General features: G+C 69.3%; 21 protein-coding genes. 10 read left to right on the forward strand and 11 right to left on the reverse strand.

Going from position 1 to position 22235, the window contains the following annotated elements:
• Positions 1-520: 520 nt before the first annotated feature.
• The 3 genes from BUS84_RS07185 to BUS84_RS07190 form a co-directional block, all read right to left on the reverse strand.
• Complete coding sequence (locus tag BUS84_RS07185; protein WP_074309853.1) at positions 521-1459, reverse strand: cyclase family protein; 939 nt, start codon at positions 1457-1459, stop codon at positions 521-523.
• A 184-nt stretch (positions 1460-1643) separates the two neighbouring features.
• A complete protein-coding gene (locus tag BUS84_RS40875; protein WP_342197932.1) occupies positions 1644-1928 on the reverse strand; it encodes a GIY-YIG nuclease family protein in 285 nt (94 codons plus the stop codon).
• A 15-nt stretch (positions 1929-1943) separates the two neighbouring features.
• Entirely contained in the window at positions 1944-2156 is a 213-nt protein-coding gene (locus tag BUS84_RS07190; protein ID WP_074309855.1) for a hypothetical protein, read from the reverse strand.
• Positions 2157-2324: 168 nt separating this feature from the next.
• Here BUS84_RS07190 and BUS84_RS07195 point away from each other — a divergent pair, with 168 nt between their 5' ends.
• Positions 2325-2813: a hypothetical protein gene (locus tag BUS84_RS07195; protein WP_074309856.1), complete on the forward strand. Its 489-nt coding sequence runs from the start codon at positions 2325-2327 to the stop codon at positions 2811-2813.
• Here the strand turns inward: BUS84_RS07195 and BUS84_RS40585 are convergent.
• The gene (locus tag BUS84_RS40585) at positions 2801-5539 is read right to left on the reverse strand and encodes an ATP-binding protein (RefSeq protein ID WP_074309858.1); all 2739 of its coding nucleotides are present in this window, start codon (positions 5537-5539) and stop codon (positions 2801-2803) included. The genes BUS84_RS07195 and BUS84_RS40585 overlap by 13 nt on opposite strands.
• 138 nt (positions 5540-5677) lie before the next feature.
• Between BUS84_RS40585 and BUS84_RS07205 the strand changes: the two genes are divergently transcribed.
• Both BUS84_RS07205 and BUS84_RS07210 read left to right on the forward strand, forming a co-directional pair.
• A complete protein-coding gene (locus BUS84_RS07205) occupies positions 5678-6271 on the forward strand; it encodes a dihydrofolate reductase family protein (protein ID WP_074309860.1) in 594 nt (197 codons plus the stop codon).
• 94 nt (positions 6272-6365) lie between these two features.
• A complete protein-coding gene (locus BUS84_RS07210) occupies positions 6366-6710 on the forward strand; it encodes a DUF1801 domain-containing protein (RefSeq protein WP_074312258.1) in 345 nt (114 codons plus the stop codon).
• Between the two features lie 197 nt (positions 6711-6907).
• Here the strand turns inward: BUS84_RS07210 and BUS84_RS07215 are convergent, their stop codons facing one another.
• On the reverse strand, positions 6908-7378 hold the full coding sequence (locus tag BUS84_RS07215) for a MarR family winged helix-turn-helix transcriptional regulator (protein ID WP_074309863.1): 471 nt from the start codon (positions 7376-7378) through the stop codon (positions 6908-6910).
• Positions 7379-7478: 100 nt separating this feature from the next.
• Between BUS84_RS07215 and BUS84_RS07220 the strand changes: the two genes are divergently transcribed.
• Positions 7479-8027, forward strand: coding sequence for a dihydrofolate reductase family protein (locus BUS84_RS07220; RefSeq protein WP_074309865.1), 549 nt, complete (start codon positions 7479-7481; stop codon positions 8025-8027).
• Positions 8028-9659: 1632 nt separating this feature from the next.
• On the opposite strand, the gene BUS84_RS07230 is transcribed toward BUS84_RS07220, so the two are convergent.
• The gene (locus tag BUS84_RS07230) at positions 9660-10298 is read right to left on the reverse strand and encodes a hypothetical protein (protein ID WP_208869542.1); all 639 of its coding nucleotides are present in this window, start codon (positions 10296-10298) and stop codon (positions 9660-9662) included.
• 183 nt (positions 10299-10481) lie between these two features.
• On the reverse strand, positions 10482-13793 hold the full coding sequence (locus BUS84_RS07235; protein ID WP_074309871.1) for a S8 family serine peptidase: 3312 nt from the start codon (positions 13791-13793) through the stop codon (positions 10482-10484).
• 277 nt (positions 13794-14070) lie between these two features.
• Between BUS84_RS07235 and BUS84_RS37350 the strand changes: the two genes are divergently transcribed.
• Complete coding sequence (locus tag BUS84_RS37350; RefSeq protein ID WP_159450993.1) at positions 14071-14310, forward strand: hypothetical protein; 240 nt, start codon at positions 14071-14073, stop codon at positions 14308-14310.
• 115 nt (positions 14311-14425) lie between these two features.
• On the opposite strand, the gene BUS84_RS07240 is transcribed toward BUS84_RS37350, so the two are convergent.
• On the reverse strand, positions 14426-14848 hold the full coding sequence (locus tag BUS84_RS07240) for a MarR family winged helix-turn-helix transcriptional regulator (RefSeq protein ID WP_074309873.1): 423 nt from the start codon (positions 14846-14848) through the stop codon (positions 14426-14428).
• A 148-nt stretch (positions 14849-14996) separates the two neighbouring features.
• On the opposite strand from BUS84_RS07240, the gene eno reads away from it, so the two are divergent.
• Positions 14997-16304, forward strand: a complete 1308-nt coding sequence (eno, locus tag BUS84_RS07245) for a phosphopyruvate hydratase (RefSeq protein ID WP_074309875.1) — start codon at positions 14997-14999, stop codon at positions 16302-16304.
• Between the two features lie 74 nt (positions 16305-16378).
• Here the strand turns inward: eno and BUS84_RS40590 are convergent, their stop codons facing one another.
• Entirely contained in the window at positions 16379-16504 is a 126-nt protein-coding gene (locus BUS84_RS40590; protein WP_280175103.1) for a hypothetical protein, read from the reverse strand.
• Positions 16505-16626: 122 nt separating this feature from the next.
• Here BUS84_RS40590 and BUS84_RS07250 point away from each other — a divergent pair, with 122 nt between their 5' ends.
• Both BUS84_RS07250 and BUS84_RS07255 read left to right on the forward strand, forming a co-directional pair.
• Complete coding sequence (locus BUS84_RS07250; RefSeq protein WP_074309879.1) at positions 16627-18066, forward strand: APC family permease; 1440 nt, start codon at positions 16627-16629, stop codon at positions 18064-18066.
• Positions 18063-19079, forward strand: coding sequence for an acetamidase/formamidase family protein (locus BUS84_RS07255; protein WP_208869543.1), 1017 nt, complete (start codon positions 18063-18065; stop codon positions 19077-19079). The genes BUS84_RS07250 and BUS84_RS07255 overlap by 4 nt, the downstream gene beginning before the upstream one ends.
• Positions 19080-19348: 269 nt before the next feature.
• On the opposite strand, the gene BUS84_RS07260 is transcribed toward BUS84_RS07255, so the two are convergent.
• Complete coding sequence (locus BUS84_RS07260; RefSeq protein WP_074309881.1) at positions 19349-20776, reverse strand: M28 family peptidase; 1428 nt, start codon at positions 20774-20776, stop codon at positions 19349-19351.
• A 231-nt stretch (positions 20777-21007) separates the two neighbouring features.
• On the opposite strand from BUS84_RS07260, the gene BUS84_RS07265 reads away from it, so the two are divergent.
• Positions 21008-21505, forward strand: a complete 498-nt coding sequence (locus BUS84_RS07265) for a YcxB family protein (RefSeq protein WP_074309884.1) — start codon at positions 21008-21010, stop codon at positions 21503-21505.
• 51 nt (positions 21506-21556) lie between these two features.
• On the opposite strand, the gene BUS84_RS38590 is transcribed toward BUS84_RS07265, so the two are convergent.
• Positions 21557-21916, reverse strand: a complete 360-nt coding sequence (locus tag BUS84_RS38590; protein ID WP_167627014.1) for a hypothetical protein — start codon at positions 21914-21916, stop codon at positions 21557-21559.
• Here BUS84_RS38590 and BUS84_RS07270 point away from each other — a divergent pair.
• On the forward strand, positions 21915-22229 hold the full coding sequence (locus BUS84_RS07270) for a DUF6069 family protein (protein ID WP_244298417.1): 315 nt from the start codon (positions 21915-21917) through the stop codon (positions 22227-22229). The genes BUS84_RS38590 and BUS84_RS07270 overlap by 2 nt on opposite strands.
• Positions 22230-22235: the final 6 nt, after the last annotated feature.

Raw genomic sequence — 22235 nt, forward strand, 5'->3', positions numbered from 1 at the left:
GATGCTGTCAGCGGGATCCGCGCCGATCGGCCGAGTTTGCCGACCGGCGCGCTCGACTCCGCGCTCACAGCGGCAATGTTACCCGCTGTTCCGGGGTCATTAGATCGATTCGGTGAGCACGCCGGCGGAAGCCGCCCACGCCAACCCTTGACAATCGCCATTGAAACCCGTTCGTGTCGTCTCGCGAACGGCTTTTCGGCGATCTTGCCAAAGGACGTCTCGTAACTCGGTGAAGGCGTTGCCTGGCAACGGTGCTGGTGCGGCGCAGTACTCCCGTCCGCAGGCCGCCACCTTCGACCAGGCGTTGCAGTCGGCGAACCTGCAACCGCGTTGGCAGGGCCTGGATTCCTCGCCGCCGATGCGAGTGCTGCCGGTCCTGCTTCTGCTCAGCATCCTGACAGTGCTGGTGTTCGGACCTGTTCCCGCCAGAGGCACCGATGGTTCTGGTTATGGGTGCTCACCGGGGTGCCGCTCGGAGCAACGTAACGGCGGACGAACGTCTCGCAGCCGTCCGCCGCGGTCAGAATGTGGCGATCGGGTTGACCGGGCTGCCGGACGTACCGGCGAAGCGGACCGGCGCGACCGCGAGCTGGAAGTCCCACTGGCCGAGCTCGGCAGCCGTCGTCGCGCACACCTCCAGGTCGCAGTTGTCGAGAAGCCACAGACCCATCGCGACGAGGCTCACGGCGTGAACCGGCATCAATACGTCTTCGTACCCTGACGGCTGAACGTCCTGGGGGGTGTCAGCGCCGATCAGCGCGACCTCGCGTTCATGCAGCCACGGCAGGCAGGACGCGTGCCAGCCCGCCTGCGTGAAACCGCTGGCCGCACCGGCCTCGTGCCGGACGCGGCCATAGCCGGTCCGCAGGAGTACCGCATCGCCGGATCGCACCCGCACACCCTGGCGACGCTCGGCCTCCTCGAGATCGTCGGGAAACACACCCTGCCCCGGTTCCAACCACGGCACATCGCGGACTCTCGCAATGTCCAGCAGGACACCACGCGTGATGATTCCGTTCGCCGCCGCCGTGACGGCCGCCCACGCCGATCCCGTTGCGGCGTCGACCAACGAGTGCGACCGCCCGTTGTACATCGTGCCGTCCCAGAAGATGTGGCACGGCGAGTCGACGTGGGTGAGGGTGTTGCCGTGGAACGTGACGCCGAGCCGCTCGGACGAAAAGCCCCAGCGCCGGTCGGCGTGAAAGCCGGGCACCGGCATGTTCTCGGCACCCGGCATGTCGGCGGCGCACGGGCACGTCGTCGTCGACCGCTCCATGTCTTCCGGTACGGCAACCTCCCATGCGCACGACACGCTCCTGCCGTGGCGCACAGCCCGCGCCGCCGCCAGCCGGACGTCGTCGGTGATGTGGTTCAGAGTCCCGAGCTCGTCGTCGTCGCCCCACCGTCCCCAGTTCGACAGCGTGCTGAAGTACCCGAGCACGTCGTCCTGTGTGGGCATCGGTCGCCCTGCCGTCATCCCAGCATCGACTCCTCCGGTCAGGCGGTCCGAGGCGCCGCAGGGTAAGGTTCCCGCCCTCTCCTTTGACCTGCCAAGGCCCGCTGAACTGGCAAGACACTACATCAGCGGGCCAGCAGTCGACCTGACCACCTGCCCCGACGGCACTCGGTCGCGGCCGAGCTCATCATCGACGCCTACCACGCCGTTCCAGATCCAGAAATAGTCGGCCAGCCCGGCCACGGTGAGACGCCGCTGGTTTGATGAGGTTGACCCTTCGGTCGGCCAGGCGGGTGTGCGTCTTGGCTTCGATGCCGACGGCGTCCTCCGAGAAGAGCGCGTGAACGTCGAAGTTAAAAGGGACGAAGGCGTCGCTCAGTTCCCGGACTCGGTCCAGTGGGTCGAGGCGGCGGCCGGCACGACGGCCGCCGGATACGACACTGCGGCGGCACCGGGAACGATGCCGCCGCAGTGCGAAACACGATCTCTAGCTGACGAAGGTGCGCTGCGGCCGGCGGGCCCGCCAGGTCAGGGCCGCGCCCGCGATGATCAGGGCGAGCGCGACGGAGACCAGCACGGGCACCGGAACGCTGTCGCCGGTGATCGGCAGGCCGCCGCCGTTGTCGCCGCCACCCCCACCGTCGGCCGGCGGGTCGTCGGAGTCGTCGTCCGCCGGAGGCGTGGCAGTGTCGCCGGTCATCCCGCGACGTGTAGACACGGTGCAGGTCGGCGTACGCGGAATCCTGAGTCGTCTGGTCCCCGGCGCCGTGTGGCACCATATGGAACGGATCCGTATTGGCGCAGCCCAATACGATTGATCGACAGCTATGGGTATCTTTTCGTTATCAGCGCTGAACGGAGACCGGGCATGAGCAACTGGGCCGACAACCCGCGGCTGAACACCTGGTTGGCGGCCCAGCAGACGGCCTTTCCAGTCTGGTCCCGTGAGACCGGGCAGGCGTGGGACGTCACCGTGGACTCCCTGGACCGCCTAGAGCAGCTGCTGCGTGAGCGGTTCGCCAGCCGGGACGACCTGCTCGCGGCCGAGGAGGCCGAGCAGCCCGCGGTCATGGTGCCGGGGTGGTACCTCGGCGAGGTGCTCAACCGCAATTGCGGGACCGTGTGGCACCGCAACCCGGTCGAGCCCACCCACCCCGACCAGCCGAAAACCCCGTTCGTCCAGCTCCCGGAGAACCCCGGAGCGGAGTACGAGGACGAGGACGACCTCCCGCTGGTCTGCAACCCGTTCACCGAGATCCGCGGGCTGCTCGTCCGCGGACCCAGCTACCACCTGCGGCAGGTTGTCAACCGATACGAAGCGGTAGGTCAACTCCCCGACGCTTGTCACACTCGTTGAGCCGCGACCTCGACGCCGAGGGCGTCCAGGTCCCGGCGGCCTTCGGCGGCACGGTCCGGCAGCAGCAGGAGCGTGGACGCCCGTTCGAACCGGGCGCCGATGTGCTCCCACCCCGCCACGGCCGCGGTGAGGGCTGCGGTGTCGCCGTAGAGGCGGCCTCGGGCCCGGGCGGTGCAGGCGGCGGCCCACGCGTTCTCGTGCCGCTCGGCGGCCGACAGCAGCTCCGGCGCGTCGGGAAGCCCGGCGATGACGGCCAGTTCGACGCCCACTGCCCGCGAGTAGGGCGGAGACCAGCTGCGGATGCCGTTGAACGTCAGGCGGACAAGCGCGGCCGCGTCCTCGACCCGCCCCGCGTGTACGGCGAGCCGCGCGTCGACCATCGACACGAACGTGGAGTGCGGGGGTAGCTCCCCGATGACCTCGATCGCGCGAGAGCGCCACAGCGCGTGCCCCTCGTCGTCGCCGCGTAGCCCGTGGACGAGGGCGACCGCGGCCATCGGCGGCGACATCGTGCCGGTGCGCGGTCGGCCGGCCCGCCGCCAACCCTCCCACGCGGTGCCCGCCATCCGCAGCGCCTCGTCGAAGCGTCCGCGGAGCACCAGCGGCGTGATCAGGAGGGCGGCCGAGTAATAGGAGCTGCCGGCGAGGTCGTCGTCCATGGTCCGCTGGCCGATCGACAGGGCGGCCGGCAGGTCACCGCCGCCGAGGGCAGCCAGGTGGGCCATCCGGTACGTGTCGACGATCTCCGGGGCGGCGTTCGGGTCGTGCCGGGACATCGCGGGCAGCAGGGCCAACCGTTCGTCCATGATCCGACGAACGTCCGCGGCCCGCCCCGCCACCATGTTGGCGGTGGCCACCGTGTCCAGAGCCGCGCTGATCAGCACCGGATCGCCGGTTGCCCGGGCGGCTGCCACGGCGGCCTCGGCGAGCGCCGGGTCGGCCTCGTACCTGTCGGCGGTCGCGGCCCAGGCCGCCGCCTCGGTGAGGCGGGCCGCCACCACGGCGTCGCTCGACCCGTCAGCTGCCGACGCCGCCTCGTCGAGGAGGTCACGCAGGCGCTCGTACGGAACCTCGGCGGCGAACCCTGCCGGGTGCCGTCGCGCGGTGGTGACCGCCTGCGCCAGCGCGATGGCCGTGGCCCCACGATCCCCGGCCACCCGGGCCCGCTGCGCGGCGGCGAGCAGCAGGTCGAAGGGCCGCTGACCGTCGTCGCCGATCGCATGGGAGACGGCGGCGGCCGCGCGCAGGTCCGCCGCGGCCTCGCCCGGAGCGGGGGCCCGTTCGGCGGCGGTCCGGTAGTGGCCGAGCGATTCCATCAGGAACCGCCGTGTGTAGGCGAGGTGTGCCAGTGCCTGGGCCAGCCGGTGCGGCAGCTCACCCGGGCCTTCGGGGGCGACGGCGAGGGCGGCTCTCAGATCGTCGGCGACGCCGTCGAACTCTTCGTACCACTCGTCGCCGTCCAGCCTCGTCTCCAGCTCGGTGGCGACGTCCGCCGCCCAGCGCAGGTGCCGGTCCTGGATCTCCGGCCGCTCGCCCGACACGTCCAGCTGTTCGATCGCGAAGGCGCGCACCGTCTGCAGCAGTCGCCACCGGGCCGCTCCGCCCCGGCGGTGCACGCTGACCAGGCTCTTGTCCGCCAGCCTGCCAAGCACGTCGGCAACCGCACCGCGGGTGCTCCCGGCAGGGCTCACCTCGGCGACGGCGGTGAGGTCGAACGCCCCGGCGAAGACCGCGAGCCGCCGGAACAACGCCTGTTCCTCGTCATCGAGCAGGTCGTGACTCCAGCCGATGACCGCGCGCAGCGAGCGGTGCCGCTCGTCCACACCCCTACCGCCGGCCACCAGCCGTAGCTGGTCATCGAGCGCGGCCAACAACCCGTTCTCGCCCAGGGTGGCACTGCGGGCCGCGGCCAACTCGATCGCCAGCGGCATACCGTCCAGTCGCGCGCACAGCTTGGCGACCACCACGGGGTCCGCAGCGAACCCGGGGTCCGCGGCGCGGTCGATGAAGAGTCGCTCGGCGTCGGACTCCAGCGGCAGCGGGCCCAGCGGTACGGTTCGCTCACCCCGTACGCCGAGGCGTTCTCTGCTGGTGGCGAGGATGTGGGTACCCGGGCAGGCGGCCAGCACCCGCTCCGCGAACGGTGCCACCACGTCGATCACATGCTCGCAGTTGTCCAGCACCAGCAGCGATCGACTCTCTCCGAGCCGCTCCACGACAGCGTCCTCCAGCGACTGCTGGGGGCGCTCGCTGACGCCGAGCGCGGTGGCCACCGCCTGTGCGACGTACCCGCCACGGGCCGGGACGAGGTCGACGAACGCGCCGCCGGAGGGAAACGAGGGCCCCGCCGCCGCGGCGACCTGGCCCGCCAGCCGGGTCTTCCCCATCCCGCCTGGTCCCACCACCGTCACGAGTCGGGTGCCGCGCAGCGTCTCCATCAGGTGCTCGCGCTCGGCGCTCCTTCCGATGAAGGTGGTGAGTGCCGGTGGCAGGCCGGCCAACCGCCTCGGCACGGGCGCCCCCGCCTGCGCCTGTACGGCGAGTTCGGCGAGCGCACTCCGGTCGGCCACGCCGAACTTGCGTAGCAGCGCGGAGACGTGATGCTCCACGGTCCGCACGGAGATGTGCAGCCGGCCGGCGATGTCGGCGTTCGACAGGCGCGCGCCGAGCATCACGAGCACCTCGATCTCTCGCTTCGACGCTCCGGCGGGATACACGACGGTCATCGAACCATCATGCCTGCACCTAGATCAGCACTGGGTGGGCCAATGGGTGGTGGAATGGGTGGCCGCCACTGATGCCCGTGCCCGTCCCGGTGCTGGAGGCTCTACCCGAGGTCGCCGAAGCCACGTTGGGAGGCAGACATGGGGCGGGTCGTCCTGTCCATCTTCACGACCGTCGACGGGGTCGTCGACGACCCGCAGCGGTTCACCTTCCAGTTCGTCAGCGAGGACTCCATGCGGACCGGGCTGGAGCAGCTCCGGGCCGCCGACGCACTGCTGCTCGGCCGGGTCACCTATGAAGGGTTCGCTGCCTCTTGGCCGGACATGACCGACGAGGCTGGGTTCGCCGACAAGATGAACAGCATGCCCAAGTACGTCGTCTCGACGACGTTGAGGCGGGGCGAGTGGAACAACACCACCGTGATCAGCGAGAACGTCGCCGGGACGATCACGAAGCTGAAGGCCCAGGTGGATGGCGACATCCTGATCTACGGCAGTGTCGCACTGGTCAGGTGGTTGCTGCGCCACGAACTCGTCGATGAACTGCGCCTGGTCACCTACCCGGTGGTGATGGGTGGTGGCGTGCGCCTCTTCGCGGAGTCGGGCGCGACGGTCCTTCGGTTGGTCGACGCGCGGGCGTTCGACTCGGGTGTGGTCGTGCTGACCTATGCTCCGAGCCGGGGTGACCTCCTCGGGTGGGAGCAGGAGTCCGAGACTCCTGCCGCTGACGGGTGAACGAGGAGGTATAGCGACACGATCCGGATCTACCACGAGACCAAGCTGGTCGATGTATCGCATCATCTTTGCAACGATAATGAAGGAGAAAACCATGAGTGACGATGTCACCCAGTACATCAACAAGGCACAGCCGTGGCAGATCGATGTGTGCGAGAAACTACGTGCGATGGTCGGCCAGACCATTCCAGATGTCGAGGAGCGGCTCCAGTACGGCAAGCCGCACTACCTCAAGAACGGGCACTACGCGGCCGTCATCGCGGTGGCCAAGGACAAGGTCTCGTTCATGATGTTCAACGCAACGGACATTCCGGAGGTCAAGGGGTTCCTTCGGTCATTGGGCAACGGTGAGCGCAAAGCCGTTGACATCAAAGACGGGCAGACCGTCGACTACGGCGCACTCGCCAGCATCCTGGAGAAGACCGCGACTGCTCTGTAGCTGCGAGGGTGGGTGCCGTGCAGGGTCTGGTGCTGGGATCGCGAGCCCAGGCGGCACCCGCCCGATGTCCGGCACCCACACCGAAGTCGTACCGACCAACACGCTGCTCGACAGTCTCATCCGCTTAACACAGACAGCGTCGGCAGCGTCATGGATGGCATCGGTCCCGCGCCGGTGTGGCGCGAGCCGCTGGTTCTCTACTCCTCGGGTTGCGCCTCACGGACGTCGCGCCACTGCCGCTGCAGGCGGGTGATCCGCTGTAGCGCCGCCTTGAAGCTGCTGTATTCCTCTGTGCCGAACGCCAGCTCATGGCGGCGCTCAATCGCCGCAAGGATGGCGCGGGCTCGCGTGATCTCGTCAAGGCCGTGGGCGGTGGGGACGACGAGTTTGGCTCGGCGGTCACGGGGATCGGGCTCCCGTGAGACGTAACCGAGTTGGACGAGTTCGTCGACGATCGTGCCGACGATCTGCTTGTGCTGGCCCGATCGCTGGGACAACTCGGTCGCCCGAGCCCCGTCGCGATCCAGGAAGGCCAGCACCGAACCGTGGCGCGGCCGCACGTCCGGATGTCCCTGCTCGGCCAGGGTCTCGAACAGCTCGTCCTGAACAGCACGCATGAACGTGCCGGTCAGCATGCCCACGTCCGGTTCCGGCCGGTCGTCACCCATGCGCCCTCCAGTTTAGTCACGAAGCTTGACTGTCATGAACGTTGACTATACGGTTCTCATCAGTTGATCGCCACGGACCACAGGAACGGGGAAGCCCATAATGCGCAAGATCATCGCTTCGACATACGCCACCCTCGATGGATTCATCGACAACCCGCACCTGTGGTCCATGAAGCACAACAGCGAGGATGCCATGGCGTACGCCCTGGACCTCACGCTCGGCTGCGACGCGCTTCTGCTCGGTCGCGTCACCTACAACGGCATGGCCCAGGCGTGGCCAGCCATGGGTGGCAACCCCTACGCCGACCACGTCAACAGCATCGCCAAGTACGCCGTGTCCTCGACCCTCGAAAAGCCGGCCGCGTGGGACAACTCCCATATCATCCCGGGCGACAAGCTCGTCGAAGCCGTGACCGAGCTGAAAGCCGAAGACGGCAAGGACATCCTCATCTGGGGCAATGGCCGACTCACCGACGATCTGGCCAAGCACGGGCTGCTGGACGAGTACAAGGTCTGGATCTACCCCGTCATCAAGGGTGGCGGCGAGGCCCTCTTCCGCCCCGAGAGCGCCAGCACCGTCGAACTCGTCGACAGCACCACCTTCACCTCGGGCGTCGTCGTCCTGACCTACCGCCCCACGCGCCCCTGAGGCGAGCCGCCCGTGTCCTGACGAAATACTTTCCACGTCTGTGAGTGGAAAGTATTTCGTCATGGGTTTCGCACGGCTTACCGACGGGGGGCAATCCACTGTCGAGCACCGGCTTGGCCTGTGCCGATGTACCCCAGGACCCCACCCAGCCGCAGCAGCCGGCCCCGCCGTCCGGGATACCCGCCGCCGCTGGACCGCATTTCCACTCGCGCACAGCACGGCCGGGGTGATGACGGCCGCGGCCGCCGGCACCGACCGCAGCCGTCACCTTCGACTCGATCGGTCGGGGTGGCCGTCGCCGCCGCGGGGTTGGGCTCGGACATGTGTGCCTGAAAGGTTTGCGGATGTTCGCCGCGCCGAGGGTGTAACAGCGCGCAAAGGGGGAGCGCCTGTAGTGCTGGAAGGCCGAGGTGCGCGACCTTTCGACCGGCCGGGACTGCTCGACCCCGCAGTCCCACCGGGATGACAGCCGAACAGGGCACCACCACGCGCCAGCGGAGGCATCGCACGGTGGCTGACTCGACATCGCACAACCCCCCGCCGCGCAGGCCCGGCCGAAACGGGGTGGCTGCACCTCCGGCATGGAACATGCCGACCCAGCCTCTTCGACCGCAGCCGCAGCGCTCCGGTGAGCGGTGGCCGTATGTCATGTTCGGCGGAGTCACCGTGCTGCTCGCGGCCCTTGCCGCGTTGGTTGTCTTCCTGGCCAGGTGAACCCGTCCGAGGTGAGCACCTGGCCCGGGATGGGTGGCCCTGCGGTTCCCGGGGTACCTGTAGCCCATGGACTCAAGCATGGAGAACTGGCAGGCGATCGCCGGCAGGCACTGCCATTGCGATGACGACCCTCGCCGGTGCCGCGACTGTCAGGCGTACTGGCCCTGCACGTACCGCCTGCGCGCCGATCACGAGTTGAGCGACGGACCGAGGCTCGCCACCTCGGCTCTGGCCGGCTAGGTCCGGTCGTCGGATCTTGCATCTGCCTGCGCCTTCACGGCCGGCCCGAGACCGGCTGCTACTCGCCGAACTCGCGCTAGCGGGCGGCCTTGTCCCGGATGGGTCGCGCGTGCTGGAACGCGACCAGCAGGGCGGAGACGAAACCAGCCACCAGCAGGATCCTTTCACGTTGAACAGCACCGAGTCGCCAGTGGAGTGGGGCGGGAAGGCGTCCTTGACGAGCCAGCCGACGCCCACCCCCAGCCCCAGCCCCAGGCAGGCGTGCATCACGGCCCGCAGGCGCGGGAAGGGCTGCGGGCGGCCGAAGATCCGGGGCACCGCCGTGCCGCCACGGCTCATGGCGAGCAGCGCGGCGGCGACCGCCAGGTTGGCCGCGGCGACCACGACGGCCAAGACCAGGTCCACGGATCCCATGGGCCCGCACGCTATCGCACGGATGCCCGCGACCGATCAGATCAGCAGGATCGCGCACAGGCCGATGACCAGGTTGCCGGCCAGCCAGACCAGCACGATCCCGAGTAGGTGCGTGCGGTTGGCGGTCGTCGGCACGGTCGCTGTCTGACACCTTCGCAGTTACGAGACGTCGCTCAGAGCGCAGACGGCGCACCAGACAGCGTGAAACGCCGGCAACCAACCACCAAATTCTGATCGGGCTGGCGAGAAAGGGACGGAAACCCTTCAACGCGGGTTGTCATTGCGAGACGTGTCAGAAACCGATGGCGGTAGCCCGTAAATGCCGGTCGCAGTCACGGTGGCGTCGTCGATCGTGCTCGGGTCGATGCTCCAGCGAGCGGCCATCGCCATCACGTCGGACTCGGACGGCGTCGTGGCGTACCACGCTGTCCACTCATCGTCCGCCCAGTCTTCCCACTCGGGCTCCGTACCGCGAATGCCGATGCCCAATTCGATCTCGTCGGCTGTCGGATCACCGATGAACAGCGGCACCTCGCCTCGCTCGCCGATGAAGCAGTAGGCGCGCAACAGCTCACCATCCAGGGCCTGAGCCCAGGCGTGATAGTCCGGGACCCGCTCGTTGGCGAAGAAGTGCACCTCGCCCAGGTGCCGGCTCAGCTCTCTGAGCCAGTCGGGGAAGGGCGGCTCGGTCGCGTCAAAACCCGTCGGGATATGCAGCCGGCCGTGGGCGAGGGTCCAGCCTGGCACCGGTGCGGCCACGTACACGCCGTATCGGTAGGCCCGGTCGGTGCCGGTGGCCCAGTCGAGGGCTTCCCGGTCGTGCAACTCAAGCGCATCGGCGACCTCCCCAGGGGTCCGGTTTCGGACAGCCAGCCACGACGTCTTGTAACTGAATCCGGCCACGCTGCCCATGATCCCAGGAGCTGCTGCGAGGCTGCTCGTTGGTGGAGCGTCGGTCGGTGTGGGGTCAACGGGTGCTCGTGGTTGCACCCGTTCGGCGGCGATGTCGCGGTCCTGTGGGATCGGCGCACAGGAGCCCGTCCCTGGAAGATCGGGGATGGGCTCCTGTGCTCCTGTGCGGGGTGACTAGACGACGTTGCCGATGGAGACGGCGCCGCGGCCGACGACCGCGCCCTCGGTGGTGACGATGGCCAGCTCGCCGAAGAGCTCACGTCCGGCGCCCGGGGTGGACTGGGCGGTCACCGTGCCGGTGAGGGTGGCGGTGGCGCCGTTGGGCAGGGCCAGCGGGGTGCTCGGGGTCGCGAGCGTGCCCAGCGACGGGGCCGAGAACGAGTCCCGGTAGTCGTAGGCGGTGCTGGTGTTCGGCCCGTCCACGGCGTACCCGTCGACGACGACCCGGTACGTGCCCGCCGGCGGGTTCGCGATGGTGACGGCTTCTTCGGAGTCACCGTCGGCAGCCTGCCCGACCTGGACGTCACCGCGGAACACGGTCAGGTCCAGATCCGCGCCAAGGTTGGCCGTGTTACCGATCCGGGCCGTGAAGCTGGTGGCACCGTCCGGAACCTCCACCACGTACTCCTGCTGGGCGCCCTCGGCGATGGTCGGCCGCTCGGCGTGCACGCTCGACAGCGGACCACCCTGACCGGTCACCGCGACCGGACCGAAGGTGTTGGTCAGCGTCCAGTTCGCCGAGGTCGGCTCACCGGCGGTGACCGACGGCAGCTCGATCACGGACGGCTCGACCTGCACGCCCTGCACCCGCGCCTGGAGCTGGAACGGGTTGTTCAGCGCCGGTGAGGTCCGCCGCGACTCCACCTCGATCTCCCATACCCCGGCGATCGGGTTCTGGTAGTCCCGCTCCTGCGGCTTGCAGACAGCGGCATCGGAGAAGTTGGTGTAGCAGGCGGTGCTTGCGGTGCTGTCCACCGGCACGCCGTACGGGTTGATGGCGATGAACCGGGTCTGCGAGCCGGTGGCGATGCCCGACAGGTTCACCTGCAGTGCTCCCGCGCCGGCCGGCACGGTGACGAAGTACGACGTGAAGGCGTTGCGAGCCACCGATCCCTCGGCGGAGAACGAGTAACCGGGCTTGGTGACGTCGTTGGCGGCCACCACGACGGCGGAGACCTCGAAGTCGATCACTGAGGTCTTCGGGTCGTCCACGGTCAGGATCGTGCCGTGCGCGCCGAGGGACTTCGGCTTGGCGGTGACCGGGACAGAGACGGTCTTGTTGAGCGGCAGCGCGACCGTCTTGGGCGCAGTGAACGTGCCGTCGTTGCCGCGCAGGGCCAGCTTGTGGCTGATCGTGCCGGCTGGGCCGCTGGTCCGGGTGACCTTGACCTGGTAGGTCCGGCTCTGGCCGACCTTCTGTCCGCCCTCTGCCGAGGTGCAGCGGTTGTAGACGCCGGCGCCGCGGTTCGGGTTCGGGACGAACCTGCTCAGCTCGCGGTCAAAGCGAGTGAGGTTTTCTGACAGCTCGGTGCAGACCGGGGCATCCGAGACGTACGAGCGGGTCTCGACGTTCTTGCTGAGCAGCTTCCACGCCCCCGGCACGTTGAACATCCCGTAGCCCTGCGCGTACGTCGCAACGTCGGCGATGGGCTTGGCGGAGGTGTAGATGGCCCGACGCAGCGCGGCCGGGGTCACACCCTTGTCGGTGGCCCTGGCGGCCGAGAGCAGCAGTGCGGCCGCGCCGGTGGCCTGCGGGGAGGCCATCGAGGTGCCGTTGAGCATCTGGTAGCCCGGCGGCAGCGGGTAACCGGCCTCAGGAACCGGGTTGCCCGGCTGCCAGGTCGGTGCGGTGGAGATCGCCGATCCGGGGGCGGCGATGTTCGGCTTGAAACCACCGTCCTCACGTGGGCCGCGGGAGGAGAAGTTGAACAGCGCGTTCTTCGTCTTCACCACCGAGCCGTAGTTGGCCAGCCAGGTGTCCTTGCTGATGTTCGCCGCCACACTGACGACGTTCTCGGCGACCGACGGGTCGCCGACGGTGTTCACGCCCGGACCGGAGTTGCCGGCCGAGATGAACAGCTGCACGCCGTAGGTGCTGATGAGGTCGTTGTAGAGCTGCGCCCGGGCGTTCGCGCCGTCGTTGAGCGTCGGCAGTCCGCCGATCGACATGTTGACCACGTCAACGTGACGGTTGATGACCAGGTCGGCCATGCCGGTGGTCAACGCGGCGGCGGTGCAGCCGCCACCCCACGAGCAGGCCCGCGCGGAGACGAGCTTGGCGCCCGGGGCGGCACCGTCGAAGGCGGTGTTGCCCAGCATGTCGTTGGCGGCGGTGATGCCCGCGACGTGAGTGCCGTGGGTCGCCTCGATGATGCCGATGTTGACATAGTCGGCGTACGGACCGGGGTTGCCGTCGGCCGGGTCGATGTCGACGTCCTCGCGGTACTCGACCACGAAGGGCATCTGGTCCCGCACGGCGGTGGCAGGATTGTCGGTGCCGAAGTGCCCGACGTCGAACTTCTCCCGGTACGGGCGCATCAGCGCCTCGTCGGTGAAGCTGTTGTCCTGGTCGAGGTCCACCCAGATGTCGTGGGTCGCGGGGTCGTAGAGGACACCCCAGGCGTCGGTGGTGTCCCCGTCCCGGTTGACGTCGCCGCCCGGGTCACTGGGAGCGGTGATCGACTCGCGGAACAGGTTGAACCGGTATGTCCCGGCGGGAGCGGTCCAGGTCGCGCCGCCGGCGGCGAACGACGGGCCGGTCACCTCGGTGACCATCCGCCGCCACGTGCCGTCGTTCTCGGTCACCGGGTCCGTCGCGGTGACCCAGTCGACGATCTTCCGCTCACCGGTCGTGGTTGTCTGCAGCGCCGGCTGGTCCAGGTCCACACCGGAGTCCATGATGCCGATGGTCACGCCGCGGCCGTCCCACTGCGGGTGGGCCGCCTTGAACGTCTCCGCGCCGGTCTCGTTGGTCGGCATGTACGGGTTGACCGCGCCGGTGCCTGCGCCGGGACCCGCCAGCGTGGCGGCCTGCTTGGCGGCCTTGGCACCGTTCGGGGCGGCCTCGGGGGCCGGGTCCGGCCGCTGGATCGTCTCGTCGAGGTCGACCGCGGAGACGCCCGGTAGCGCGGCCGCCTTGAGCACCTTCGACGTCGGCACCGTCGCCAGGACGTAGCCAATCTGGTCGAAGCGCCGGTTGACCGCGCCGCCCAGGGCCTGAACCCCGTCGGCGACGTCCTGAGTCTCACCCTTTTCGGTGGCGACGATCAGGGTCACCGTCGGCGCGTGCTTCGCTTCGGCCTCGGCGAGGAGTTTGGCGTCGTGCGAGCCCAACGCCTCAGCGGGGGTCGCCTGCGGAGTGTGGGGTGCGGTGGGGGCGGCGCTCGCGGTGGCGGCACCACCCGTCACGGTCATGGCGCCGGCGGCCAGGACCGATGCGAAGAGCGCGGCGGAGGTACGCCTGCTCGGGTTGCGGGGTCTACTCACGTTCTCTTTCCTCCAGAGAACAGGGCCCTATCGGTGCAGGGCACGCTGAGCGAATCCTTCGCGGTGTTGTAGTCGATGTCGATACATGCCCTGACGTTGTGATCTCTCCGTGATGTCGCCACCGCGCGCTGTTTGGCGGGGACAGGAATCTGCGGTCGGCCTCTGAGGACTGTTCCCTCGACCAGCATCCGGCCCGTCGCCGTCACGGCGCGGACGAGGACCCCGCTTTGTGGCTTGGACCGCCATGGTCAAGGACGCCTGTGGACGGACGGCGCCGATGTCACGTGTCGCGGAACAAGCCCCGGCGTGGCCCGGGAGGCCCAGCCGGCGGCAGCCCGTCGGCGATATACAGCCGCCGCCCACCCCAATCGGCACGCCGTTCGTCGAAGTCCACGCCAACGGGAAATGGTGGACGACATCGACGATGATAAAATTGCTGTGGATCCAGAACAACGAGGTGAACGTCCTGCGCCTGTTCGGGGTGGATGAGCTCATCGAGATAACTTGGATGGGTTGACCGCCATCAGGCAGTGCGTCGGGGTGGCGGTAACCCCACGAAGACCCGCAGGTCGCCGACGTACAGATCCGGCTGCTCCATCGCGGCGAAGTGCCTGCCCCGGTCGATGGCGGCACTAGCGTGTGGCGAGCCGCTCCAGCAGGGCGGCGCTCCGTGCCAGCAATGTCCGCTCCTCATCCGTGAGTTCGGCCTCGATGGCCTGCGCGAGCCAACCGGCCCTGCGGCCGCGCTCCGCTTCGAGCGCGGCCCGGCCCGCGTCCGACAGCTCGACCAGCGACTTGCGGCCGTCCGTGGGGTGCGCCCGGCGCGTGATGAGGTTCTGTTCTATGAGCAGCCCCACCGTCCGGGCCATCGACTGGGGGCGTACGCGCTGATCAGCGGCGAGGTCGCTGGTCGTCATGGTGCCGTCACGGTCGAGCGCACCGAGCACGGCGACCTGGCCCAGCGGGATGCGGTCCTCGTGTCTGACGCGTCGGGTGAGCTTGCCCATCGCGGTGCGCAGTTCGGCGGCGATGGCGGCGGCTTCCGAGGTGGGCATAGGGCACTCTACACCGTTGATCAGCAAAGCTGTGCACCTGACCTGTACAGCAACACTGAGCAGCATTGCTGTAGGTTTCCCGCTGTCGGGTTCAGCGCCAGCGTTGTCGCAGCCGGGCCAGGGCACACGACAACGGGAAGGAACTCCCATGTCCGCAAAGGCAGTCGGAACCGCCAACGCCGCCATCGAGACCGTCACCGCCCGCCGGATCATCGACAGCCGGGGCAACCCCACGGTCGAGGTCGACGTCGTCCTGGCGGACGGGTCGCTGGGGCGCGCGGCCGTCCCCTCCGGCGCCTCCACCGGTGCCCGGGAGGCTGTGGAACTGCGCGACGGAGACTCCGCGCGCTGGCACGGCAAGGGCGTCGACCGCGCGGCGGCCCACGTCAACGGCGAGATCGCGGCGGCCGTGCGCGGCCGGGACGCGGTGGACCAGGCGGGTCTCGACGCCGCGCTGGTCACCCTCGACGGCACCGCCACGAAGTCTCGGCTCGGCGCCAACGCGATCCTCGGCGTCTCCCTTGCCGCCGCCAAGGCCGCCGCGGCGGCCCACCGCCAGCCCCTCTACCGCTACCTCGGCGGCGCCGACGCCCACCTCCTGCCGCTACCGATGATGAACATCGTCAACGGCGGCGCCCACGCCGACAATCCGCTGGATTTCCAGGAGTTCATGATCGCGCCCGTGGGCGCGGACACCTTCGCCGAAGCCGTCCGCATGGGCAGCGAGGTCTTCCACACCCTGCGTCGCGATCTGCTGGCCGCCGGGCACTCCACGGGCGTCGGCGACGAGGGTGGCTTCGCGCCCGCGCTGCGTACCGCTGAGGAGGCGCTCGACTTCGTGATGACCGCCATCGAGCGCACCGGCTACCGCCCCGGCACGGACATCGGCCTGATCATGGACCCGGCGTCGTCGGAGTTCTTCCGGGACGGGGTGTACGACTACGCGGGCGAGGGGGTGCGCCGCACGCCCTCCGAGCACGCCGACTACCTGGCCAAGCTCATCGACGCCTACCCGGTCGTCTCCATCGAGGACCCGATGGCGGAAAACGACCTGGACGGCTGGCGCGAGCTGACCGCCCGCGTCGGCGACCGCTGTCAGCTCACCGGCGACGACGTGTTCTGCACCAACGAGACGCTGCTGCGCGAGGGCATCCGCACCGGCGTCGGCAACTCGGTCCTGGTCAAGGTCAATCAGATCGGGACCCTGACCGAGGCGCTGGCCGCGGTGGCCACGGCCCACCAGGCGGGCTGGACGGCTGTCATGTCGCACCGCTCGGGCGAGACGGAGGACACCACCATCGCGGATCTGGCGGTGGCGACCGGCTGCGGTCAGATCAAGACGGGTTCGCTCTCCCGCTCCGACCGCACGGCGAAGTACAACCAACTGATCCGGATCGAGGAGGAGTTGGGCGACTCGGCGCGCTTCGCCGGCCGCTCCGCACTGCGTCGGGCGTGAACAGCGGGCAGAGGTAGCGACCACGCGGGTCCCCCGATCACGATCGGGGGACCCGCTCGCCAGTTGGTGCCGGATCAGGCGTCGTTCGCGCTGTCGGGATGGGACGCGAGGCCGTGAGTCGCGCCCGGGGTGCGGCAGCGCACGGTTTCGACCCGGATTCCATCGATGTTCTCGAGGTTGGCCATCAGGCTCGCCGCCAAACAGTCAAGCCTGACTTTTTCTCAGTCGTGGCTTCGCGATGTATACAATCCAGGCACATAGATCTAGCTGTTCGTCGATGGCTGGGCTAACGTGCGGCCTCACCAGAGCAAGGAGGCGTGCCGTGACTCAACCTCCCAACCCATCCGAGACAGTCGCCCAGGTCGAGCGGTTCGGCTACCGACAGGAACTCAGCCGGACCCTCAGCTTCACCGACCTGCTCATCTACGGACTGATCTTCATGGTGCCGATCGCTCCCTTCGGCATCTTCGGCAGCGTGTACGCCGGCTCCGGCGGCATGGTCGCGCTGGCCTACATCATCGGCATGGTGGCGATGATGTTCACCGCCCTGTCGTACGCGCAGATGGTCCGCGCGTTCCCCATGGCCGGCTCCGTCTACAGCTACACCGGTCGGGGCATCGCACCGCCCGTCGGCTTCCTCGCCGGCTGGGTGATCCTGCTCGACTACGTACTCGTGCCCGGTCTGCTCTACCTGGTGGCCAGCGTGGCCATGCACTCCCTCGTGCCCGGCGTGCCGGTGTGGGCGTGGCTGGCGGCCTTCGTCGTGCTCAACACCGTCGTCAACTACTTCGGCATTCGGATGACCGCCCGGGTCAACCGGGTGATGCTCGCCGCCGAGTTGGTCATCCTGGTGATCTTCCTGGTCGTCGGCGTGATCGCGCTGGCGCAGGGCAAGGGTGCGGGCTTCTCGCTCCAGCCACTGTTCAACGCGGACACCTTCTCCTGGTCGCTGGTCTTCGGCGCGGTGTCGATCGCCGTGCTCTCCTTCCTCGGCTTCGACGGGATCTCCATGCTGGCCGAGGAGAGCCGCGAGGAGGCCCGGCAGATCGGCCGGGCGATGATCGCGGCGCTGCTGCTGGCCGGTGCCCTGTTCGTCGTGCAGACGTGGGTCGCGGCCCTCCTGGTGCCGGACGCGGCCGGCCTGCTCGAGAACGGCGACGCCGAGGGAACCGCGTTCTACGACGCGGCCCGCGTGGCCGGCGAGGGCTGGCTCGCCGGGCTGACCGCCCTGGCCACCGCGATCGCCTGGGGCTTCGCCAACTCCCTGGTAGCCCAGGCCGCGACCTCCCGCCTGCTGTACGCGATGGCCCGCGACCGGCAGATGCCGCGCTTTCTCGCCCGGATCAGCGTGAAACACAAAGTGCCGGTCAACGCCACCCTGCTGGTCGCCGGCATCTCCCTGGCGCTCGGCCTCTACATGGCCAGCCGGGACGACGGCATCTCACTGCTGTCCACACTGGTCAACTTCGGCGCCATGACAGCGTTCCTGGCGTTGCACGTCTCCGTCGTGACCCACTACGTGGTGCGCAGCGGCAGCCGAGACTGGTTGCGGCATCTGGTGGCGCCGGTGATCGGGTTCCTGATCCTGCTCTACGTCGTGATCAACGCCAAGGTCGCCGCCCAGGTGCTCGGTTTCGTCTGGTTGGGCGTCGGGCTGCTGGTCCTGCTGGCCTTCTACCTGACGGGTCGGCGTCCCGCGCTCGCCGCGCTCGTCGAAGTGCCCCACGACAGCGCCGACGAGCCGGTGAAGGAGCCGCAGTGAAGACCGACGTGGTGAAGTACCGGCCGGAGCCGGACGAGCTGTCCTACACCTTCGGCGGGCGCGAGGCGGTGCTCCGGGTGCGCCCGGGCACGATCCTCGAGCTGTACACCGAGGACTGCTTTGGCGGGCGCGTCCGGAGCACCGACGACCTGCCGTCGCAGGTCTGCCAGTTCCCGTACCTCAATCCGGTGACGGGGCCCATCCACGTCGAGGGGGCCGAGCCGGGGGACACCCTCGCCGTGCACTTCATCTCCATCGAGCCGGCCCGGGACTGGGCCGTGTCCACCACCTTCCCGCACTTCGGCGCGCTCACCGGCACCCACACCACGGCGACCCTGCAACCCCCGCTGGACGAGGTGGTCTGGCGGTACGACGTCGACGTCGCCGCTGGCACGGCGACGTACCGGGCACGCCGGGGCGATTACGCCGTGGCGCTGCCGCTGGATCCGATGCACGGCACCGCGGGGGTGGCACCGGGTGCCTTCGAGGCGCGGATGACGATCACTCCGGACGCGCACGGCGGCAACATGGACACCCCGGAGCTGCGGGCCGGAGTCACCGCGTACTTCGGCGTGAACGTGTCGGGAGCGCTCTTCGCCCTCGGCGATGGGCACTGCCGGCAGGGCCACGGCGAGGTCTGCGGCACCGGCATCGAGGCGGCCATGAACACCACGGTCGTGGTGGACGTCGTCAAGGGGGTCGGCACCCCGTGGCCGCGGCTGGAGTCGGACGACGCGCTGATGTCCACCGGCTCGGCCCGTCCGCTGGAGGACGCCTACCGGATCAGCCAGCACGACCTGGTCACCTGGACCGCCGAGCTGGTCGGGCTGGACCAGCTCGACGCGTACCAACTGGTCAGCCAGGCCGGTGAGGCGCCGGTCGGCAACGTGTGCGACACGAACTACACAATGGTGGCGAAGGTGGACAAGCGCTACCTGGGCGGGGTCGGCGGGTACGACGGGGTGCACGCCCGGCTGCGTGAGACGGCCCGCCACTATCTGACCCACCGCTGACCGGGGCAGGGGCCGGCCGGGTCGTCCCCGGCCGGACCCGCCACCCGATGAAGTAGCGGACGCGCTGCCGGCGGGAGCTTGACTCGGCGACCACCCGCGCGCGGGCGGAGTCCACGTCGTAGCCGGTCCGGCGCAGCTGCACGCCTGGCCCGAGCATCAACCTCCGCCGTACGAAAGACGGGCGCCGCGCCGGGGGCGTCCCCGGCGCGGCGCCCGTCAGCGTCGTGCCCTCGGCCGTGGCGTCAGCTCCGTCGCCACCGCCGGGCGGTTCAGCGGGCGGTGGCGTACGTGGCGCAACCGATCAGTTCGAGCGACACCTGGAGCCGCTCGAGGCTGATGTTCCTGGCGATGGTGTCCTCGGGGGTGTGGTACGGCGGCTCCAGCATCGCCGGAGTCTCCTCGCCCCGCCAGGAGAAGTTGGCACTGGCGATGCCGACCTCCTGGAAGGCCTGGTGGTCGCTGGAGCCGCGCTGCGTCACCGGCGAGATCCGCGGGTCGTAGCCGAGGCGGACGGCCGCTGCCGCCACCTCGTCGGTGGCCCGGTTGGACTGGCCGGTGTAGGAGAGCAGCCAGTAACGGGTCGCCGGGTCCCAGCTCGTGGCGACCATGTCGTTCTGGTACACCGCCAGGAACCGGTCTCGCTCCGCCTCCGGGAGCTGACGGACGTGGTGGCGGGCACCGAGCAGCCCCTGCTCCTCCGAGCCCCAGAGGGCAAACCGGAGAGTGGCCTCGACCGGGATCGCGCGCAGCACACGGGCCAGCTCGAGGCAGAGCACCGTGCCGGAACCGTCGTCGTTGGCGCCGGGAGCGCCGATGACCGTGTCGTAGTGGGCGCTGACCATGACCACCGGCCCACCGGCGCCGGACCGCCCCACGCGCTCGGCGATGACGTTGTTCGAGGTCAGGTCGCGGTGCGCGGAGGTGGTGACGGTGAGGGTGAGCCGACCGGCGGCGAGCAGGGCACGCAGCCGCTCCTTCTGCGCCTGGGCCGCCCCGACCACGGGGATCGGCACCGGCGAGCTGGCCGAGCCCGGCAGGGTGGGTGAGAACGCCCCGGTCCGCCGGGGCGGCACGCCGTCGGCCGCGAGGAACACGACGGCGGCGGCCCTGCGGGTCAGAGCGGTGGCGACCAACTGCTCGCGCCGCGCCGCCACGTAGTCCACCAGCACGATGCGGCCGGTCACGTCCGCGGGGTAGTTCTCCGGTGCGCCCGCGCCCACGTCCACCACGTCGCCGCTGACCGTGGTGTCCAGCGCGGCGTGTGGCGAGGCGCCGACCTGCCAGTTCAGGTCGGTGGGCAGTCCAGTCGGCGAGGCGAGCTGGGCGAGGAACTTGTCCGCCACGGCGAACGGCTCCAGCCGGACGTCGTACCCCAGATGGTCCAGTTCCTTCACCATGTAGTCGGCGGCGCGGCGCTCGGAGGCCGTGCCGCCGATGCGTGGTCCGATGTCCTCGCTGAGGACACGCAGGTGGGACAGCGCCCGCTCGGCCGACACCTGAGCGATGATCTTGCGGTCGTCCGGGGTGAGCGCCGGCGGACGGTAGGCGCCGGGGCGCTGTTCGGTGGCGGCCCAGGCCGGTGCGGGAAGTGCCACGGTGGCAGCGCCACCGAGGGCGATCGTCAGCATCCGTCGTCGGTTCACGCTGGAGGGAACGGGGTCGGTCGAGGGTGTAGCGGGATAGCCGCCGTTGGTCATGGCACCTCCTGATCTGTTGCGAAGCCGGGCACCGGTGGGTGGTTCGGCTCACAGAAACTTGAACGTATCCACTCTTCGCGAGCCGTCCAAGATCCGTTCGGGCGGTTGACACCGAGCCGTGCAGATGCCCTGACCAGGATCTGCCGCTGACAACGGGCGCCGCTCGACGAGCGGCCAGGGGTTCGGGAGTCGGACGCTGCCAGGAGCGGGTGGGGGCACTATCGTTCTGGCGTGCACATCCGTTTCGGCGTCCCAGCCGATCCCACCTACCCAGGCCGCGTGGCCGCTGCGCTCGGCGGTGTCCGGCTGCGCAAGTTCGGCTACATCGGTGCGGTGCTGGCGGCGGTCGGAGCGATCGGTCTGGCCGTCTCGCGGGGGTTCGCGTGGGGCGAGCAGATTTCGCCGCTGTGGACGGCGATGGTCGTGGGCGGCCTGCTGTCTATGTTGTACTGGCCGTGGGTGCGGTTTCGCGCCCGGCGCCGCTCCAGTCGCTACGCTGTCGAGGGCGCCTACGACATCACCGATGACAACATCATGATGCGCAGCGGCTCGGAGTCCGGCGGCATCGCCTGGGACGGAGTCGCCCAGGTAAGAGATACCCCTGAGTTCTGGATCGTGTACGTCGGCCGGATGCCGGCGACCGTGATCCCACGCCGGTTGATGTCCGCCGAGGATGCCGAGACGTTGCGAGCCTTCATGGCCAAACGTGGGCTGCTCCGACTTCGGTGAATTCATGTGCCGCGGGCCGCGCGTCTTGGCGTGCAGCCGTCTGACGGGTGGCTACCCGCGCGTGTCGAGAAGAATGTGCACCACATCTGGTCGACCGGCGAGGCGTTGCTCGATCTGCGACCGCCGACTCGGCGAGGCCGTATCCGTCGATGATCGTCCGGCCTTGCCGTGCTCGCCTCGCTGCGTCAGGAAGTTCGTGCAGGGCATGTCTTCGAAAGATCTGGGCGTGCCTGTCGATTGGGGTTGATCCTTTTCGTAGCCCTGGTGAGAGCCCGGCACCGAGACGGGCCAACACCCACTGGAGGGCACGATGACCGCCACTTTGAACGCGACCGGCGCCACCACTTCGACCGTCGGTGCGCTGATCCGGACCGGCGTACTCGCTGCGGTTGCCGCGAGCGCAGCCACCATGGTCGTCGCCGCCGTCGGCCACGCGGCAGGGGTCAGCCTCGATATGGGCGGCGCCCCGATTCCGGTGGCGGGGTTCGGCGTGCTGACCGCTGCCTTTTCGCTGATCGGCGTGGTCGTCGCCGCGCTGCTGACCCGTTTCGCCCGGCGCCCGCGGCGCACGTTCGTCCGCACGACCGTGGTGCTGACGGTCCTGTCGCTGGTGCCGGACGTGATCGCCGACGCCGGGGCGGGCACCAAGGCGCTGCTGATGCTCACCCACCTGGTCGCGGCCGCGATCGTGATCCCCGCTGTCGCGCGCCGCCTGGCCGCCTGACCTGTC

The sequence above is a fragment of the Micromonospora cremea genome (assembly GCF_900143515.1).
GTDB lineage: Bacteria > Actinomycetota > Actinomycetes > Mycobacteriales > Micromonosporaceae > Micromonospora > Micromonospora cremea.